Source organism: Sinimarinibacterium flocculans, assembly GCF_003201205.1.
Taxonomy (GTDB): domain Bacteria; phylum Pseudomonadota; class Gammaproteobacteria; order Nevskiales; family Nevskiaceae; genus Solimonas; species Solimonas flocculans.
Map to the genome: position 1 here is coordinate 145500 of NZ_QICN01000003.1, position 18874 is coordinate 164373.

An 18874-nucleotide genomic window follows, 5' to 3' on the forward strand; every position below is an offset into this window, starting at 1 on the left:
CCCCCCTATGGGGGGACTGCGCACGAAACCCTGCGTACGATGTGACCCGGTTGGCGGTATCCTGTCGCGCCTCTTCGCATCCACCCCGATGGATTCCAGCCCGCCCAAGTACAAGATCGGCCACCGTTTTCGCGGGTTCCTGCCCGTGGTCGTGGACGTGGAGACCGGCGGCTTCAATGCGCAGACCGATGCGCTGCTGGAGATCGCCGCGGTGATTCTCGGTATCGAGGAGGATGGCTCGCTGGTGCGCCGGCAGACCGTTTTCGCCCATGTGGTGCCGTTCGAGGGCGCCAACATCGAGAAGGCGGCGCTGGAGGTCAACGGCATCAAGATCGACAATCCGCTGCGCCTGGCACTGGCGGAGCGCGAGGCGCTCGACCATGTCTTCCGCCCGATCCGCAAGGCCGTCTCCGAAAACGGCTGCAAGAGAGCGGTGCTGGTCGGCCACAACGCGCACTTCGACCTGGGCTTCGTCAATGCCGCGGTGGCGCGCACCGGCTACAAGCGCAATCCCTTCCATCCGTTCAGCGTCTTCGACACGGCGACGCTGGCCGGCGCGGCGCTGGGTCAGACGGTGCTGGCGCGGGCCCTGCAGGCCTGCGGCCTGAGCCACGACGCCGCGGCGGCGCACTCTGCGATCTACGACGCCGAGCAGACGGCAGACCTGTTCTGCCTGCTGGTCAACCGCATGCGCCCGCTGTTTGCCGATTTCGGCGCGCCAGCCGTCACCGAATCCGAGGGGTCCGCGAGCGGCGACTGAGATCCGGACCGCCTCCCGGCGGGCTCGCGGTTCAGTCCTTGCTCAGTCCACGCCGTCCATACTGGCACGGTTCCTGTGCCCGGTCGTCTTTCGTGATGCTCCTGCGTCTGTGCCTGTGCGTCGCTGTGCTCTCCTGCCCCCCGGCCATGGCATTCGGTCTGGATGATGTCGACCGTCTGGCCCGCGAGCGCGCGGCGTCGCCGTACCGCGCGCCCGACAACCGCCTGCCGGCGGTGCTCGCCAACCTCACGCACGAGGCCTACGCGCAGATCCGCTACCGCGACGAGCAGTCGGTCTGGCACCGCACGAAGCTGCCGTTCGAACTGCAGTTCCTGCACCCGGGCATGGGCTACGACCGCCGCATCCGCATCAACATCGTCAGCGCCGACGGCGTGCACGAGGTGCCGTTCCGCGCCGGTGATTTCGACTACGGCGGCAGCGGCGTGAACCCGGACGAGGTCGGCGACATCGGCTTCGCCGGCCTGCGGGTTCACTATCCGGTTGACGGCGACGACCGGCATCGGCAGGTGCTCGCGTTTCACGGCGCCAGCTTCTTTCGCGCGCTCGGCCGCGGCCAGCGCCAGGGGCTGTCGGCGCGCGGCCTGGCGGTCGATACCGGCGAGCTGTCCGGCGAGGAATTTCCGCAGTTCACCGAGTTCTGGATCGAATGGCCGCGGCCGCAGGATCACGTGCTGACGATCTACGCGCTGCTCGATTCGCCGCGGATGACCGGCGCCTACCGCTTCCGCCTGGCCCCCGGCGAAACCACCGAGACGCTGGTCGGCGCACGCCTGCACTTTCGCGCGGATGTGGCCAAGCTCGGCATCGCGCCGCTGACGAGCATGCACTTCTACGGCGAGAACCAGCCGCGCCCGCCGCAGGCGCAAGGCGATCACCGTCCCGAGGTCCACGACTCCGACGGCCTGTCGATCCACGCCGGCGACGAGTGGATCTGGCGGCCCCTGACCAATCCGCGCCGGCTGTTCATCACCGCCTTCGGCGCCAGCGCACTGCGCGGCTTCGGCCTGATGCAGCGCGACCGCGCGTTTGCGCACTACGAGGACCTGGACGCGCGCTTCGACCTGCGGCCCAGCGCCTGGATCGAGCCGCGCGGCGACTGGGGCCGCGGCCGCGTCGAACTGGTCGCGATCCCGACGCCGGACGAGACCAACGACAACATCGTCGCGTTCTGGGTGCCCGAACGGGCGCCGCGCACCGGCGACGCGCTGTCGTTCGAGTACGCGCTCAAATGGCAGATGCAGGCGCAGACGCAGCCGCCGCTGGCGCGCGTCGTGCAGACGCGCCGCGGCCACGGCACCGCAGCCGACGACAGCAGCCTGCACTTCCACATCGACTTCGAGGGCCCGCCGCTGCAGACCTTGGCCGCCGACACCAAGCCGGTCGCCGGCGTCTGGGTCGGCGACGGCGGCGAGCTGCTCGAACGCAGCCTGCGGCGCAACGACGTCACCGGCGGCTGGCGCCTGAGCCTGCGCGTGCGCCGCGACGACGACGCCAGGCCGCTGGAGATGCGCGCGATCCTGCGCGACGGCGAGCGCACGCTGTCGGAGACCTGGGCCTACGCGCTGCCGCCGAGCAGCGGGCGCTGACCATGGACGACAGCCCGCTTCCCGCCCCCGCCGCGCCGATCGAAAGCTATCGGGCGCGGCTGCGAGCCGCCGGCGTCGACATCCCCGCACACGCAACGACCGAGATCGACGCAGCACCGCCGGGCCGCGCTTTCGCGCGGCTGCACGCCGGCCTCGGCGGGCGGCCGCAGGCCGAGGGCGCCGATGCCGTCCGCGCATCGGCGGCGACGCGGCTGCGGCAGCATCTGCATGCAAAACCACGGCGCGGCGATGAAGCACTGACCGGTCGCCTCGAGCGCGATATCCACGGCGAGGACCGCCTGGCGACGACCCCGCCGCTGCTGCGCGCATCGATGACGCCGCGGCCGTGGAACCACAATCCGCTGCGCCGGCTGTGGCGCTGGCTGCGCGCACGCACGCTCGGCACGCGCGGCACGATGCGCGCACGCGACGACGGCGGCGCCGGTCCGGCGCGGCGCGACACGCGCTGGCGCGGCGCCGGCACCCGTCGCCGCGTGCTGCTGATCGCGCTGGTGCTCGCGCAGACCGTCGCCGCGACCTATCTGATGACCGCGGTGCTGCCGTACCGCGGCCAGCATCCGCTGGAACTGGCGATCCTCGCCGTCTATGCGGTGCTGTTCGCGTGGATCTCGGCCGGCTTCTGGACCGCGCTGATGGGCTTCTGGACGCTGCTGCTCGGCCGCGACCGCCATGCAATCTCGGCCAGTGCGCCCGACGACACGCCGCTGCCGGAATCCGCCCGCACCGCGCTGCTGGTGCCGATCTGCAATGAGGACGTGCCGCGTGTCTTCGCCGGCATCCGCGCGACCTGGGATTCGATCTGCCGTGCCGGTCTGCGCGACCGCTTCGACGTGTTCTTCCTGAGCGACAGCAACGACGCCGACGTGCGTGTTGCCGAAGTCGACGCCTGGCTCAAGCTGTGCCGCGAGGTCGACGGCGCCGGGCGCATCTTCTACCGGCGGCGCACACACCGGATCAAGCGCAAGTCCGGCAACATTGCCGACTGGTGCCGGCGCTGGGGCAGCGGCTACCCGTACATGGTTATCCTCGACGCCGACAGCGTGATGTCGGCGGATTGCCTGAAGCGGCTAGTCCAGCTCATGGAGGCAAACCCGGACGCGGGCATCATCCAGACCGCGCCGCGCGCCGCCGGACGCGAGACGCTGTACGCGCGCATCCAGCAGTTCGCGACGCGCGTCTACGGTCCGCTGTTCACCGCCGGCCTGCATTTCTGGCAGCTCGGCGAGTCGCACTACTGGGGCCACAACGCGATCATCCGCGTCGCGCCGTTCATGCAGCACTGCGCGCTCGGCCGCCTGCCGGGCAACGGCGCGCTCGGCGGCGAGATCATGAGCCACGACTTCGTCGAGGCCGCGCTGATGCGCCGCGCCGGCTGGGGCGTGTGGATCGCCTACGACCTGCCGGGCTCGTACGAGGAGATGCCGCCGACGCTGCTCGACGAACTGCAGCGCGATCAGCGCTGGTGCCGCGGCAATCTGCAGAACTTCCGACTGTTCTTCACCCAGGGCCTGCACCCGGCGCACCGCGCGGTGTTCATGACCGGCGTGATGGCCTATCTGTCGGCGCCGCTGTGGTTCGTGTTCCTGTTGCTGTCGACCGCGCTGCTCGCGGTGTTCGTGCTGTCCGAGCCGCAGTACTTCACGCAGCCCTACCAGTTGTTCCCGAACTGGCCGCGCTGGCACCCGGAATGGGCGATGCGCCTGTTCGCCGGCACGATGACCCTGCTGTTCCTGCCCAAGCTGCTGGCGCTGCTGCTGCTGATCTGCAAGCCGCGCGAATGGCGCGGTTTCGGCGGTCCCGGCAAGCTCGCCCAGGGCGTGCTGCTCGAAAGCCTGTTCGCGGCGGCACTGGCACCGATCCGCATGCTGTTCCATGCGCGCTACGTCGCCGGCGCGCTGGCCGGATTCGCCAGCGGCTGGAAATCGCCGCCGCGCGACGACGCGCAGACGCCGTGGAGCCAGGCGATCCTGCGCCACGGCGGCGGCACGGTGCTCGGTCTGGCCTGGCTCGCCGGCGTCTGGTGGCTCAATCCGAGCTTCCTGTGGTGGCTGCTGCCGGTGGCCGGCAGCCTCGTGCTGGCGATCCCGCTGTCGGTCTACAGCTCGCACACCGGGCTGGGCCGCAGCGCCCGCAACGCGCGCCTGTTCGTGATTCCGGAGGAGTCGATCGCACCGCGCGAGCTGCGCAGCCTGCGCGCCCTCCTGCGGCGCAAGCGCCCGCCCCCGGACTTTCGCGCCGCCGTCGTCGATCCGGCGACGCATGCGCTGGTCACGCTCACCGCCGGCCGGCGACGGCGCCTGCCGCCGCCGTTCCGCGAGCAGCGCGACGCGGCCGGCGAAGCCTTGCTGTCGCAGCCGCCGCAGCACGCCGACAACGCAATGCGCCTGCGCATCCTCGGCGATCCGGACACGCTCGCGCGGCTGCACCGGCGGGTCTGGACCGGCACCGACGTGCATCGCGACTGGCTGCGGTTGTCATAAAGCGGACATGCCGGCGTCATCTTGCGTTGATGGCGGCTTCATAGAGTGCGCGGCATTCGAAAACGGAGTTTCGCCATGTCTGCACGCATCGACGGTGATCTGCCGCGCCGCCCGCGCTTCGAGGTTCGCTTCGCCCGCTCGCGCGACGAGATTCTCGCCACGCAGCAGCTGCGCTATCGCATCTTCGCCGGTGAACTGGGCGCACAGATCGACGGTGGCATCGATCACGACCAGTACGACCCCTTCTGCGAACACCTGATGGTGGTCGAGCCCGACAGCGAACGCATCGTCGCCTGCACGCGCATCCTCACCGACCGCATGGCCCCGGGCGCCGGCGGCTTCTACTCCGCCAGCGAGTTCGACCTGGCGATGCTGGACATGCTGCCGGGCCGGATGATGGAGATCGGCCGCACCTGCGTCGATGCGGAGTTCCGCTCCGGCGCGGTGATCGCGACGCTGTGGCAGGGCATCGCCGCCTACATCACCAACGAGGGCTACGACTACCTGTTCGGCTGCGCCAGCATCGGCCTCGAGGACGGCGGCTGCAGCGCGCACGCGATCCTCGACCAGATCCGTGCACGCTACCTCGCGCCGGAGTTCCAGCGCGTGCGGCCGTACATCCCGCTACCGGCCGCCGATCGTCGCCCGGGCGACACCACGCAGGCACGCGCGCCGAAGATGCCGCCGCTGCTCAAGGCCTACCTGAGCCTGGGCGCTCGCGCCTGCGGCGAAGCCTACTGGGATCGCGACTTCAACTGCGCCGACGTGTTCATGCTGCTCAATGTCAGCGACCTGCAGCCCCGCTATGCACGCCACTTCCTCGGCCGCGGCGCCGACACCGCCCGCGACACCACGGTCCCGGCGTAGGGCCGCGATGCCCCCGCGTCTGCAGGCGTGCCTGCGCGGCGCGCACCTGATCGTGCACCTGATCGTCGGGCTCACGGCGGCGCTCGCAGTCCGTCTCGATCCCACCGGCCACCTGCATCCGGAACTGATCGCGCAACGCTGGTCGCGGCGCCTGCTGCGGATTCTCGACATCCGCGTGACCGTGCGTGGCACACCGGTCGACGGCGCGCGCATCACCGTGGCCAACCACGTCTCGTGGCTCGACATTCCGCTGCTCGCCGCCTGCGCACCCACGCGCTTCATCGCCAAGTCGGAAATCCGTGACTGGCCGGTCGCCGGCTGGCTCGCGAACGCTGCGGGCACGTTCTACATCCGGCGCGGCAAGGGCGGTGCGCGCCCGGTCGCCGAGCGGCTCGTGCCGCATCTGTCCGGCGGCGGCACAGCCGAACTGAGCCCCAACGTCACGCTGTTTCCGGAAGGCACAACCACCGACGGCCATCAGGTCCTGGCCTTCCATGCACGTTTGTTCGCCGCCGCGATCGATGCCGCGGTGCCGGTGCAGCCGGCCGCGCTGCGCTATGGCCCCGACGCGCAGGGCCGCGAGATCGCGCCCTTCATCGGCGACGACGATCTGCTGCACCACATCCTGCGACTGCTGGGCGCCCGCGGGCTCACGGCCGAACTGATCTGGTGCGCGCCGCTACCGCTGCCTCATACCGACCGCAGCACGCTGGCGGCGCAGTCCGAACAGGCCGTGCGCGAAGCGCTGTCGACAAGCACCTCGCCAGCAGTCCGCACACCGGTCCGTCCGCCGGCCGCGCTCGCGGCCTGAAGACCGCTGCCGCGGGCGGCGTGGCGACCGTGCTAACGTCGGCGCCGATTTCCGCCCCGCGTGTCCGCCATGCTGCGCTTCCTGCCTCTGTCCGTCGCCCTGCTCCTGTCCGCGCCGTCGCTGGCCCAGCCGCCGGCGCCGGCCGAACTCGCACGCTGCACCGCCATTGCCGATCCCGCCGAGCGTCTGGCCTGCTTCGACGCGCTGGCGCAGCCCGCGACACCGGCCCCGCCGGCAGCCGATCCGGAGCCCGTGAAGGAGCCCGCGGCGGCGTCCGTGCCCGCGCCCGAACCGACCGGTGTCGCGCCAGCCGCGCCGCCCCGGCAGGCGGTGGCACCGGCACCGGTCGATCTCGACGAGCAGCGTTACGGAATCGAGCGCTTCGGCGCCGAGAGCCTGCCGCCGACGGCCGAGCAGCGCACCACGCCGGCGTCCATCGAGTCGCGACTCAAGGGCGAGTTCACCGGCTGGGTCGAGGACACCGTGTTCGAACTCGAGAACGGCCAGGCCTGGCAGTGCCGCAAATGCCGCTCGGTCTATCACCGCGCCGAATCGCCGCGGGTCACGATCCGGCGCAGCTTCACGGGCGTCTACTGGCTCAAGGTCGACGGCCTCAACCAGCAGGCCAAGGTGCACCGGATCAGGTGATCGCGGCGGCGGCGTTACAATGACGCGTCATGCCGGAGATCTCATGAGCGACATCCCCGCCTCTGCCGTACCGCCGGCCGCCCCGCGTCGCGTCGTCCAGGGCGAGAAATTGCGCGGCGCCGAGAAGATGGCGCGCATCCCGATCAAGATCGAGCCTACCGTCCAGCCGCTGCGCAAGCCGAACTGGATCCGCGCCAAGACCCAGGGCACGCCCGAGGTCGCGCGCATCAAGGAAGCGCTGCGCGCCAACAAGCTGCACACGGTCTGCGAAGAAGCCAGTTGCCCGAACCTCGGCGAGTGCTTCGGCAAGGGCACGGCGACCTTCATGATCATGGGCGACATCTGCACGCGGCGCTGCCCGTTCTGCGACGTCGCCCACGGCCGTCCGAACCCGCTCGATGCGGACGAGCCGGTGAATCTCGCGCGCACCATCCGCGACATGCGCCTGCGCTACGTCGTCATCACCAGCGTCGACCGCGATGACCTGCCCGATGGCGGCGCCGCGCACTTTGCGTCGTGCATCCGCGAGTCGCGCGCGCTGTCACCTGAACTCACGATCGAAGTGCTGGTCCCGGACTTCCGCGGCCGCATGGACCCGGCGCTGGTGATCTTCAAGGACACGCCGCCCGACGTGTTCAACCACAACCTCGAAACCGTGCCGCGGCTGTACAAACAGGCGCGGCCGGGCTCCGACTACGCGTGGAGCCTCGACCTGCTCGAACGCTTCAAGACCCTGCATCCCGAAGTGCCGACCAAGTCCGGCCTGATGCTCGGCCTGGGCGAGGAGATCGACGAGATCGAGCAGGTCATGCGCGACCTGCGTGCGCACAAGGTCGACATGCTCACCCTCGGCCAGTACCTGCAACCCTCGCGCAACCACCTGCCAGTCGCGCGTTACGTGCACCCGGACGAGTTCGAGCGGTTGCGCATCGTCGGCGAGCAGATGGGCTTCTCGCATGTCGCCAGCGGCCCGATGGTGCGCTCCAGCTACCACGCCGACCTGCAGGCGCACGGCGTGCTCGCGCAAACGCCGTAGCCGGTATCGCAACATGCGTCCCCTGCAGGCCGCGCCGTCCCTGGTCCTGCCTCTGGGGCTCGCCGTCGGCGCCTGTGCCGGCCTGACGCCGTCCGCACCGTACGTCCAGATCGATGACCGTTACCAGCCTGCGGCGGCGCTCAATGTCGCGCCGGCAGAAATCCTGGGCGTGGACGGGGAGATGTTCCTCCGCCAGAGGCCGCTCACACTGGAACCCGGACCACACGCGATCCTCGTGGAGTCGCGCAAGACCGGCGTGGGCCGACGAGGCCCGAAGCCGGCATCGATGACGCTGTATCTCAAGACCGAGCCGTGCACGCTGTACGCGATCGCCGCAGTGCATGCCTGCGCCATCTGTGCGGAATGGGCACCCCAGGTGGTTCACCACGAACCGATCCCGGGCTGCATCGCGACGTCGCAGCCTACCGCCCCGGCGGGATGAGCGTGCCGGTCCAAGGGCCGCTGCCCAGCGCCGAGTGGCTGGAAGTCGTCGCGCGCGCGCCGCTGGTCTCCATCGACCTGATCGTCCGCGATGCGCAGCAGCGCATTCTTGTCGGGCTGAGGCGCAACGAACCGGCAGCGGGATTCTGGTTCGTGCCCGGCGGCGTGATCCGCAAGAACGAAACACTGGATGCTGCGTTCGCGCGCATCACCCACGCCGAACTCGGCCGTTCGACCGCGCGGCGCGACGCGACCCTGCTCGGCGTCTACGAGCATCACTACCGCGAAAACTTCCTGCGCACACCCGGGATCGGTACGCACTACGTCGTTCTCGCGCACGAGCTGTCGATCGACGACGCGCCCGAGCTGCCCGGCGACCAGCACGACGACTGGCGCTGGATGACTGCCGTCGAGCTGCGCGAGCACCCGCGCGTGCATCCGTACACGCGGGCCTATCTTCGCTGAGGTCTAAGGCTCTTCCGGCTGCGGCAGCGGATCGAGCACGTCGATCGGTGCGTCCTCGACCGGCGCCTCCAGCGGCGCGGCGTCCATGCCGCCGGCACTCTGCGGCGGGACATCGATCGGGCCGTACTCGTCGACCACCGGCGCGGGCGTGGGCTGCGGTGTCGCCGGCGTCACGCCCGGCGGCGGCCATGGCGGCCCCCAGACCGGACCGTCCTGCGGCTCGGGCAGCAGGTGCTCGCGCAGGAACAGGGCGACCGCATTGTTGTAGAGATCGCGGTTGGACTTCTTGCGGAAGCCGTGCCCCTCGTCGCGGGCGAGGAAGTACCAGACTTCTCCGGCCTCCGGGTTCTCGCGGATGGTGTGCACCATCTGGTCGGCCTCCGACTGCGGCACGCGCGGATCGTTGGCGCCCTGGGCGATGAACAGCGGACGGCGGATGCGGTGGGCATTGGTCGTCGGCGAGATCGCCTGCAGCAGCGCGCGCATCTCCGAGTCACGCTCGTCGCCGTATTCCTTGCGCCGCAGATGGCGGCGGTAGTCCTTGGTGTTCTCGAGGAAGGTGACGAAGTTGCTGATGCCGACGACGTCGATGCCGGCACGCAGACGGTCGCCGAAGTGGATCAGGCTGGCCAGCACCATGTAGCCGCCGTAGGAGCCACCGATGATGCCGACACGGCGCGGATCGAACTCTTCCTGCCAGCCGATCCAGTCGAGCAGGCTGCCGACGTCGCGCAGCGAGTTCTCGCGCAGCGCGCCGTTGTCGAGCTGCTGGTAGGTCTTGCCGTAGCCGGTCGAGCCACGCACGTTCGGCGCGATGACGGCGATGCCGAGTTCGCGCACCCAGTACTGCAGCACCGGGTTGAACGTGGGCTTGGTCTGGCTCTCCGGTCCGCCGTGCATCAGGATCAGCACCGGATGCGGGCCCTCGCCCTCGGGGCGGTAGACCAGTGCCGGGATCGTGCGTCGCTGGCCGTCCTCGGTCTCGTCGAAGGCCGGGTAGCGGATCAGCTCGGGCTCGACGAACTGCGTCGTGTCGAGCCCGCCGACCTCGCTCTGCGTCCAGCGCGTGAGCTGCGTCTCGGCGACGCGGAACGAGTAGACATCGCCGGGACTGCGCGGCGAGTTGAGCGTGAAGCCGATGCGCCAGCCGTCCTCGGAGAAGCGCAGGCCGCTGACGACGCCCATCGGCAACCGCGGTGCCGGCAGCTTGCGCCAGCCGCGCACGGCGCGCACGTGCATCTCGGAGCGGCCGTCGGCGTTGACCACGAAGGCCAGGTAGCGGCCGTCGCGCGACAGCGCAAAACTCGACACGTCCCACGGAATGTCGCCGGACAGCAGCTTGCTCTCGCCGGTCGCGAAGTCGTGGAAACGCAGCTGGCGGAACTCGGTGTCCTCGTCCGAGGTGTAGTAGATGCCGCTGCCGTCGCGCGCGAAGCGACCGCCGCCGAAGGACACGCTGTCGTTGCTGGGGCGGAACGGCAGGAGCAGGCCGCTGTCGAGGTCGAGTACGTGCGGATAGCTTTCCGACCGCGATGCGTAGCGCAGCACCAGCAGGCGGCTGTCGTCGGGCGACCAGTCGAGCGCGTACCAGAGCCCTTCGCGCTCGAGCACCGGCCGGCTCTCGCCGCTGTCCATGTCGTAGACGCGGATGTCGGTGTCGCGGCCGTTGCGCGCGGTCGTCGAGTAGGCGAAGCGGTCGCCCAGGTTGGACCACAGCGGTGCGGTGTTGCGCGCGCCGTCGGTGAGCCGCCGCTGGCGCCCGGTGGCGACGTCCTGCACGTAGAGCTGATACAGCTCGTTGCCGCCGTCGTCCTTGCCGAACAGGAACGTCGAGCGCTCGGGATCCGGCGACGGCGCGATGTTGCTGATCGGCTCCGGGAAGAACGTCAGCTGCTGACGGTCGCCGAGCGGTTCGCGTACGCGGTGCACCTGTTTGGTCTGACCGAAGCGGGTCGTGATCAGCAGGCCCTGCGGCGCCGGCAGCCAGCCGGCGAACGAGGCGCCGCGCGCCTGCTGGTACTGGAACAGGGTATCCGCGACGTCCGCCGGGATTTCCGGGATGTTCTCGAGCACCAGCGCACCGAGCACGCGCCGGTCGACCGCCGGCGGCGCGTCCTGCGGCGGCGGCTCCGTGGCCCGCACCGTTCCGGCGAGCAGCATCAGCCCCGCAGCCGCGCAGCATCCGTGCCTGATCATCTGGAGAAACCCGGAAGAACGCCTCATGCCTTGCGCGGATCGTCGACGGCCGCCGATGCGCTGTCAACGAGGGCGCGCAGGATGCGCCCGTGCACCCCGCCGAAATCGCCGTTGGACATCACCAGCACGCGGTCCTGGTCTCGCGCGGCGGCGGCGATGGCCGCCACCAGCGAATCGAGGTCGGCGTGCACGCTCAGGCGCGGGCCCAGCCGGGCGAGCGCCTGCGCCGCGTCCCACTTCAGGTCCGGACGCGCGTAGACGAAGCACAGATCGGCATCGCGCAGGCTGGCGGCGAGTCCGCTCGCATGCGTGCCCAGGCGCATCGTGTTCGAGCGCGGCTCCAGCACGGCAAGAATCCGCCCCTGCCGCTGCGTGCGCAGTGCATCGACGGTCACGGCGATCGCGGTGGGGTGATGCGCGAAGTCGTCGTAGACGGTCACGCCGCGCGCGCTGCCGACGACTTCCAGACGGCGGCGCACGTTGCGGAACGCGGCAAGTCCCTCGACCAGAGTCGGCACGGGGACGCCGACATGATCGGCCGCGGCGAAGGCCGCGAGCGCGTTGTCGCGGTTGTGGCGACCGGCCAGCGGCGAGGCGACGACGCCGTGGTCGTGCCCGCGGACACGCAGCGTCCAGCCGCCCTCGGCGGGCTCGGCCTCCCAGCCGCCGGGCTCGTTGAACGCGACCCGCTCGCTCCAGCAGCCGGCCGCCAGCACCCGCGCGAGATCGGCGTCGGCGCCGTTGACCACCAGCCGCCCGCTGCCCGGCACGGTGCGCACGAGGTGATGGAACTGGCGCTCGATGCTCGCCAGATCCGGAAAGATGTCGGCGTGGTCGTATTCGAGGTTGTTGAGAATGCAGGTCCGCGGCCGGTAGTGGACGAACTTCGAGCGCTTGTCGAAGAACGCGGTGTCGTACTCGTCGGCCTCGATGACGAAGTACCTTGAGCGGCCGAGGCGCGCGGAGATGCCGAAGTTCTGCGGCACGCCGCCGATCAGGAATCCGGGCGCCAGTCCGGCGTGCTCGAGCAGCCAGGCCAGCAGCGCGCTGGTCGTGGTCTTGCCGTGGGTTCCGGCGACGGCGAGCACGTGCCGGCCCTGCAGCACGTTCTCCGCCAGCCACTGCGGCCCCGAGGTGTACGGCAGCCCGGCGTCGAGCACATGTTCCATCGCCGGATTGCCGCGGGTGACGACGTTGCCGACGACGACGATGTCGGGCGCCGGATCGAGATGCGCCGGCGCATAGCCACGCATCACCTCGATGCCCAGCGCCTCGAGCTGCGTCGACATCGGCGGCCAGGCGTTGGCATCCGAACCGGTGACGCGGTGGCCGGCCTCGCGCGCGATCGCGGCGATACCGGCCATGAAGGTGCCGCAGATGCCCAGGATGTGCAGGTGCATCGATGCCGCTGGCGCTAGCCGAGAACCGCGGGCGGCGTCGGCGAGCCGCCGGTGCCGAACAGCATGCCGGCGAACAGGCCGGCGAAGATCACGCAGAACAGCACGACGAAGGCCAGGATCAGCGCGATGATCACCCCCAGCCACAGCTGCACGTTGGCGGCGTGGCGGAACACGAAGGCGGTGACGGCGAAGTTCCAGAAATTGATCAGGTTCATCAGGAACGCGAGGCCCTGCGGCAGCCGCACCCCGCTGTCCTGCTCCAGCAGCTCGGGGTTCTCCGCCACCTGACGGAGGATCGGCGCCACCTGCGCGAACAAGGGCAGCATGACCAGTGTCAGCGCCGCGGCGGTGGCGAGCAGGGCGTTGAAGGTCTGGTTGAAGCGCTCCGGCACCGCGCGTGCACGCAGCACCGAGCGCGTGACCAGCGCGGTGCCGCCGACCATGGCCGCGGCCATCAGCAGGGCGGTGGCCAGCGGCAGCACCTGACCGAACAGCGCCGCGTTGGCGCCGCCCGCCACCAGGATCAGCGGCAGCGTCAGGCGGGGGTCGTAGGGGAAATCCTGCGGACCGGCACGAAAGCCGAGAATGCGCAGGGTGGCCGCGATGACTTGCGCGTACATGGACGGGATTCGGGAGTCGAGCGGCTATTCTACGTACCTTCCCTCCCCCGCCGCAGCGCACATCCGCCTCCCGTGTCACAAATCCCCGCCGCGCCACACGCCCTGATTGCCGACCCCGAAGCGCTGTCGCGCACGATCGAGAGCTGGGCGCACAGCCCGTTTCTCGCGCTCGACACGGAGTTCATCCGCGTCGACACCTACTATCCCAAGCTGTGCCTGGTGCAGGTGCGCGGCCAGCGCGAGGCCGCGCTGATCGACGCCGTGAACCTGCCCGCGCTCGACAGCCTGCTCGACGCGCTGTACACGCCGGACAAGGTCAAGCTGTTCCACGCCGCCGGGCAGGATCTCGAGATCCTCGTGCGCCTGCGCGGTGCGGTGCCGCAGCCGATCTTCGATACGCAGATCGCCGCGACCTTGCTCGGTTACGGCGATCAGCTCGGCTATGCCGGACTGATCGAGAGGCGGCTCGGCGTCGTGCTCGACAAGAGCCTGTCGCGCACCGACTGGTCGCGGCGGCCGCTGCGCCCGGCGGAACTGGCCTACGCCGCCGCCGACGTCGAGCATCTGGCGGAGATCTACCCCGCGCTCCAGGACGAGCTGGTGGCGCGCGGGCGTATCGCCTGGCTGGCCGAGGACTGCGTTCGCCTGTGCGATCCGGCGCAGTACCGCACCGAGCCCGCCGACGCCTGGCGCCGGCTGCGCGGCCTTTCCCGGCTGAGCCCGCGCGAGCAGACGATCGCGGCGGCAATCGCCCACTGGCGCGAGGAGGAGGCGCAGCGGCGCGACCGCCCGCGCAAGTGGATCGTCGATGACGATGCCGTCTACCGGCTGGCGCAACGCCAGCCGCAGACCCGCACCGCGCTCGAATCCCTGGCCGTGCTGCCGCCGAAGACCCTCGAGCGCCACGGCGAGAGCCTGCTGGCGCTGATCGACTCGGGACTCAAGGCGCCGGAGCAGCGGTATGCGATGGACGACGAGTTTGGCGACGCCGACAAGCGCCTGCTCAAGGCGCTGCAGGCTCATGTGGCGGCGCGCGCCGCCGCGCTGGAACTGCCGGCGAGTTATCTGGCGCCGCGCGCGGACCTCGCGAAACTGGTGCGCGACCGCGGCGACGCCGACGTCAATGTCCTGCGCGGCTGGCGCCGCGAGGTCTGCGGATCCGGCTTGCTGGAGCTGTTGCCTTGAGGACGCGCTGCGTCGCTAGGCCAGCGCCTTGACGATGCGGTCGAACACCGTATCGAGTTCGCCGACGCCGTCCACCGTCACGACCTTGTTCTGGGCGCGGTAGTAGTCGAGCAGCGGATGGGTCTCGGCGTTGTAGATGTCGATGCGCCGGCGGATGACATCTTCCTTGTCGTCGGCCCGGCCTTCCTTCTGCGCCCGGTCGAGCAGACGCTTGATGATCTCTTCGTCGGCAACGGCCAGATGGACGGCCTTGTCGACCGCAGGCTGGCCGAGCCGCTGCAGCATCGCGTCGAGCACCTGGGCCTGCGCGGTGTTGCGCGGAAAGCCGTCGAGAATGAAGCCCTTGCGGGCATCGTCCTGGGCGAGGCGCTCCTCGACGATGCCGATCACGATGTCGTCGGCCACCAGCTGGCCGGCGTCCATCGTCGCCTTGGCCTTGCGGCCCAGCTCGGTTCCGGCAGCCACCGCCGCGCGCAGGGCATCGCCGGTGGAGATCTTGGGGATGCCGTAGTGGGCCACCAGCTTCTCGCCCTGCGTGCCCTTGCCGGAGCCGGGCGCGCCCAGCAGAACCATTCTCATCGTGGATAAACCTCTGTAACCAATAAGGAATCGCAGCAGGCCGTCGCATCCCCCGGGGCCGTGCGAACCCGGGAAAGTAAAGCGCGCCGGGCGTCGCGTCAATCACGGCGCGCTGCACGGACGGGTGTGTCGGTGCATCATTTGACCGAACTGCGAGAGACCACGGAAACATGAGCGCCAGACCCCGTCATGCGCTGTATGCGCAGTCCGGCGGCGTGACCGCCGTCATCAATGTCTCCGCGCAGGCGGTGATCGAGACCGCTCGCGCGCACCCCGGGCATTTCGCGCGGCTCTACGCCGGCCGCAACGGCATCCTGGGCGTGCTCGACGAGGACCTGATCGACACCGGCGCCGAATCCGCCGGAGCGATCGCGGCGCTGCGGCACACACCGGGCGGTGCCTTCGGCTCCTGCCGCTACAAGCTCAAGGGGCTGGACCAGCACCGCAGCGAGTACGAGCGCCTGATCGCGGTGCTGCGCGCGCACGACATCGGCACCTTCTTCTACAACGGCGGCGGCGATTCGGCCGACACCTGCCTGAAGGTCGCGCAGATCGGCCGCGAGCTGGGCTATCCGCTGCAGGCGATCCACATCCCGAAGACGATGGACAACGACCTGCCGCTAACCGACTGCTGCCCGGGCTTCGGCTCGGTGGCGAAGTACAGCGCCGTGTCGATCCGCGAGGCCGGCCTGGACGTCGCCAGCATGGCCGCCAGTTCCACCCAGGTGTTCATCCTCGAAGTCATGGGCCGGCATGCCGGCTGGACTGCCGCGGCCGGCGGACTCGCGGCGACGCGCGCCGGCGAAGCGCCGCAGCTCATCCTGTTTCCGGAAATCGTGTTCGACGAGGACCGTTTCCTCGCGGCGGTCGAGGCATCGGTGAAGCGCTGGGGCTACTGCGCGATCGTCGCCAGCGAGGGCCTGCGCGACGCCGAGAACCGTTTCCTGTCCGAGGCCGGCGGCAGCGACGCCTTCGGACACGCCCAGCTCGGCGGCCTTGCACCCCTGCTCGCGCAGCGCATCAAGCAGCGCCTCGGACGCAAGTGCCACTACGCCGTGGCCGACTACCTGATGCGCGCCGCGCGCCACATCGCATCGGCCACCGACGTCGAGCAGGCCTACGCGGTCGGACGCGCCGCCGTCGAGCAGGCCATGGCCGGTGCATCCGGCGTGATGGTCACCATCGAGCGGCTCGCGGACAGCCCCTATCGCTGGACCACCGGGACCGCGCCGCTCGAACAGGTGGCCAACGTCGAGAAGAAGATGCCGCGCGATTTCATCACCGCCGACGGCTTTCACATCACCGAGGCCTGCCGCCGCTACCTGCTGCCGTTGATTGCCGGCGAGGACTACCCGCCTTACGCCGACGGGCTGCCGCTGCACACCGAACTGGCCAACACCGCGGTGCCGCGCCAGCTGCCGCCGCGGCGTCTCTAGCTTCTGACAACCCGCATTGCCGGTCGCGCGGGCTTCATGCCATAGTCGGGCGGCCTTTCACGGGCCCGAACACAACAAGCGGGGAGTTTCAACCAGAAGAAAACGCCGAAGACGGCAGCCATGCCGCGGGCACGTTGCACAGACATTTCCATCCGAACGCTCCAGAGGAGGTTACTCCGATGTTGGTCGAGTACGGCTTATGGATCGCCATTGCCTGCGCCATTCTGGCGCTGGTGTACGGCGTGGTTTCAGTGCAGTGGATTCTTGCCAAGCCCAGCGGCAACGACCGCATGCGGCAGATCGCGGCGGCGGTACAGGAGGGCGCCAGTGCCTACCTGAACCGGCAGTACACCACGATCGGCATCGTCGGCGGCATTCTCTTCGTCGTCCTCGGCTTCGCGCTCGACTGGCTCACCGCCATCGGCTTTCTCGTCGGCGCGGTGCTGTCCGGTGCGGCCGGCTACGTCGGCATGAACGTGTCGGTGCGCGCCAACGTGCGCACCGCCGAGGCGGCGCGCAGCGGTCTGAATGCCGCGCTCGCCGTCGCGTTCCGCGGTGGTGCGGTCACCGGCATGCTGGTCGTCGGCCTCGGCCTGCTCGGCGTCGCCGGCTACTACATGGTCGCGGTCGGCATCGCCGGCCCCGACAAGGCCCTGCATGCGCTGATCGGCCTCGCCTTCGGCGGCTCGCTGATCTCGATCTTCGCGCGACTGGGCGGCGGCATCTTCACCAAGGGTGCGGACGTCGGCGCCGACCTCGTCGGCAAGGTCGAGGCCGGCATTCCGGAGGATGACCCGCGCAATCCGGCCGTCATCGCCGATAACGTCGGCGACAACGTCGGCGACTGCGCCGGCATGGCGGCCGACCTGTTCGAGACCTACGCGGTCACGGTGATCGCGACGATGCTGCTCGGCAGCCTGATGGCGGCAACGGTCGGGCCCAACGGCGTGCTCTACCCGCTGGTGCTCGGCGGCGCATCGATCATCGCGTCGATCGTCGGCACCTTCTTCGTCAAGGCCAGTCCCGGCGGCAAGATCATGACCGCGCTGTACAAGGGCGTGATCGTCTCCGGTGTGCTCGCGGCGATCGCCTTCTACCCGATCACGACGATGATGATGGGTGAAGGCGCCATGGACCTGTACTGGGCAGCGCTGATCGGCCTGGGCCTGACGGCGGCGATGGTGGTGATCACCGAGTACTACACCGCCACCGAGTACAAGCCGGTGCAGCACATCGCGGCGGCGTCGGAAACCGGGCACGCCACCAACATGATCGCCGGCCTGGGTGTGTCGATGAAGTCGACCGCGCTGCCGGTGCTCGCGGTCTGCGCCAGCATCTGGGGCGCGTACGAGCTCGCCGGCCTGTACGGCATCGCCATTGCCGCGACGGCGATGCTGTCGATGACCGGCATGATCGTCGCGCTCGACGCCTACGGACCGATCACCGACAACGCCGGCGGCATCGCCGAGATGGCCGAGCTGCCCAAGGAAGTGCGCGACGTCACCGATCCGCTCGATGCCGTCGGCAACACCACCAAGGCCGTGACCAAGGGCTATGCGATCGGCTCGGCGGGCCTCGCGGCGCTGGTGCTGTTCGCCGACTACACGCACAACCTCGAAGCGGTCGGCAAGCTCGTCACCTTCTCGCTGTCGGATCACATGGTGCTGATCGGCCTGCTGATCGGCGGCGCCGTGCCCTACCTGTTCGGGGCGATGGCGATGGAAGCCGTCGGCCGTGCCGCCGGCAGCGTCGTCATCGAGGTACGCCGCCAGTTCCGCGAGATCAAGGGGATCATGGAAGGCACGGCCAAGCCGGACTACGCCAAATCCGTAGACCTGCTGACCAGCGCGGCGATCAAGGAGATGATCGTGCCGTCGCTGCTGCCGATCCTGGTGCCGGTGCTGGTCGGCTTCATCCTCGGCAAGGCGGCGCTCGGCGGCCTGCTGATCGGCACCATCGTCACCGGCCTGTTCGTCGCGATCTCGATGACTACCGGCGGCGGCGCCTGGGACAACGCCAAGAAGTACATCGAGGAAGGCAACCACGGCGGCAAGGGCAGCGAGGCGCACAAGGCCGCGGTCACCGGCGACACCGTCGGCGATCCGTACAAGGACACGGCCGGACCGGCGATCAATCCGCTGATCAAGATCATCAACATCGTCGCGTTGCTGATGATTCCGTTGCTGTAGAGGCAGGCTCACGAAGCAGGCGGTAAAACCGCCTGCTTCGCCCTCACCCCGCCGCCCGCTACCGCGGGCGGCCCTCCCCTCTCCCGCCGTGCGGTAGAGGGGTTTTGGCCGGCGACTTGCGTCGCCGCATCCT

Annotated in this window: 16 protein-coding genes; 12 read left to right on the top strand and 4 right to left on the bottom strand. The window is 69.7% G+C overall.

Going from position 1 to position 18874, the window contains the following annotated elements; all coding sequences use genetic code 11:
- Positions 1 to 88 precede the first annotated feature (88 nt).
- From rnt to C8D93_RS07210, 9 genes are all read left to right on the top strand, one after another.
- Positions 89 to 760, top strand: a complete 672-nt coding sequence (gene rnt, locus C8D93_RS07170) for a ribonuclease T (protein ID WP_110264491.1) — start codon at positions 89 to 91, stop codon at positions 758 to 760.
- Between the two features lie 146 nt (positions 761 to 906).
- Positions 907 to 2367, top strand: coding sequence for a glucan biosynthesis protein G (locus tag C8D93_RS07175; RefSeq protein ID WP_245903845.1), 1461 nt, complete (start codon positions 907 to 909; stop codon positions 2365 to 2367).
- Positions 2368 to 2369: 2 nt separating this feature from the next.
- Positions 2370 to 4868: a glucans biosynthesis glucosyltransferase MdoH gene (gene mdoH / locus C8D93_RS07180; RefSeq protein ID WP_110264493.1), complete on the top strand. Its 2499-nt coding sequence runs from the start codon at positions 2370 to 2372 to the stop codon at positions 4866 to 4868.
- A gap of 75 nt (positions 4869 to 4943) precedes the next feature.
- A complete protein-coding gene (locus C8D93_RS07185; protein ID WP_110264494.1) occupies positions 4944 to 5735 on the top strand; it encodes a GNAT family N-acetyltransferase in 792 nt (263 codons plus the stop codon).
- 7 nt (positions 5736 to 5742) lie between these two features.
- Entirely contained in the window at positions 5743 to 6546 is an 804-nt protein-coding gene (locus tag C8D93_RS07190) for a lysophospholipid acyltransferase family protein (RefSeq protein WP_170123942.1), read from the top strand.
- 60 nt (positions 6547 to 6606) lie between these two features.
- Positions 6607 to 7194, top strand: coding sequence for a hypothetical protein (locus C8D93_RS07195; protein WP_146216537.1), 588 nt, complete (start codon positions 6607 to 6609; stop codon positions 7192 to 7194).
- A 43-nt stretch (positions 7195 to 7237) separates the two neighbouring features.
- Complete coding sequence (gene lipA, locus C8D93_RS07200; RefSeq protein WP_110264782.1) at positions 7238 to 8230, top strand: lipoyl synthase; 993 nt, start codon at positions 7238 to 7240, stop codon at positions 8228 to 8230.
- 13 nt (positions 8231 to 8243) lie between these two features.
- On the top strand, positions 8244 to 8672 hold the full coding sequence (locus C8D93_RS07205; protein WP_110264497.1) for a hypothetical protein: 429 nt from the start codon (positions 8244 to 8246) through the stop codon (positions 8670 to 8672).
- A 2-nt stretch (positions 8673 to 8674) separates the two neighbouring features.
- Entirely contained in the window at positions 8675 to 9136 is a 462-nt protein-coding gene (locus C8D93_RS07210) for a GDP-mannose mannosyl hydrolase (protein ID WP_211307243.1), read from the top strand.
- Between the two features lie 3 nt (positions 9137 to 9139).
- On the opposite strand, the gene C8D93_RS07215 is transcribed toward C8D93_RS07210, so the two are convergent.
- From C8D93_RS07215 to C8D93_RS21105, 3 genes are read right to left on the bottom strand one after another with little or no spacing between them, the layout of a single operon-like run.
- Positions 9140 to 11332, bottom strand: coding sequence for a S9 family peptidase (locus C8D93_RS07215; RefSeq protein WP_211307244.1), 2193 nt, complete (start codon positions 11330 to 11332; stop codon positions 9140 to 9142).
- Positions 11333 to 11355: 23 nt separating this feature from the next.
- Positions 11356 to 12732, bottom strand: coding sequence for a UDP-N-acetylmuramate:L-alanyl-gamma-D-glutamyl-meso-diaminopimelate ligase (gene mpl, locus C8D93_RS07220; RefSeq protein ID WP_110264500.1), 1377 nt, complete (start codon positions 12730 to 12732; stop codon positions 11356 to 11358).
- Positions 12733 to 12746: 14 nt separating this feature from the next.
- Positions 12747 to 13352, bottom strand: coding sequence for a hypothetical protein (locus tag C8D93_RS21105; protein WP_245903846.1), 606 nt, complete (start codon positions 13350 to 13352; stop codon positions 12747 to 12749).
- Positions 13353 to 13424: 72 nt separating this feature from the next.
- On the opposite strand from C8D93_RS21105, the gene rnd reads away from it, so the two are divergent.
- Positions 13425 to 14537, top strand: coding sequence for a ribonuclease D (gene rnd / locus C8D93_RS21110; protein ID WP_245903847.1), 1113 nt, complete (start codon positions 13425 to 13427; stop codon positions 14535 to 14537).
- 15 nt (positions 14538 to 14552) lie between these two features.
- Here rnd and C8D93_RS07230 read toward each other — a convergent pair whose 3' ends face one another.
- Entirely contained in the window at positions 14553 to 15116 is a 564-nt protein-coding gene (locus C8D93_RS07230) for an adenylate kinase (protein ID WP_110264502.1), read from the bottom strand.
- Between the two features lie 170 nt (positions 15117 to 15286).
- Here C8D93_RS07230 and C8D93_RS07235 point away from each other — a divergent pair, with 170 nt between their 5' ends.
- Complete coding sequence (locus C8D93_RS07235; protein ID WP_110264503.1) at positions 15287 to 16552, top strand: 6-phosphofructokinase; 1266 nt, start codon at positions 15287 to 15289, stop codon at positions 16550 to 16552.
- Positions 16553 to 16731: 179 nt separating this feature from the next.
- Positions 16732 to 18741 carry a sodium-translocating pyrophosphatase gene (locus tag C8D93_RS07240; protein WP_110264504.1) on the top strand — a complete coding sequence of 670 codons (2010 nt, stop codon included), beginning with the start codon at positions 16732 to 16734 and terminating at the stop codon, positions 18739 to 18741.
- The last annotated feature ends 133 nt before the right edge of the window (positions 18742 to 18874 follow it).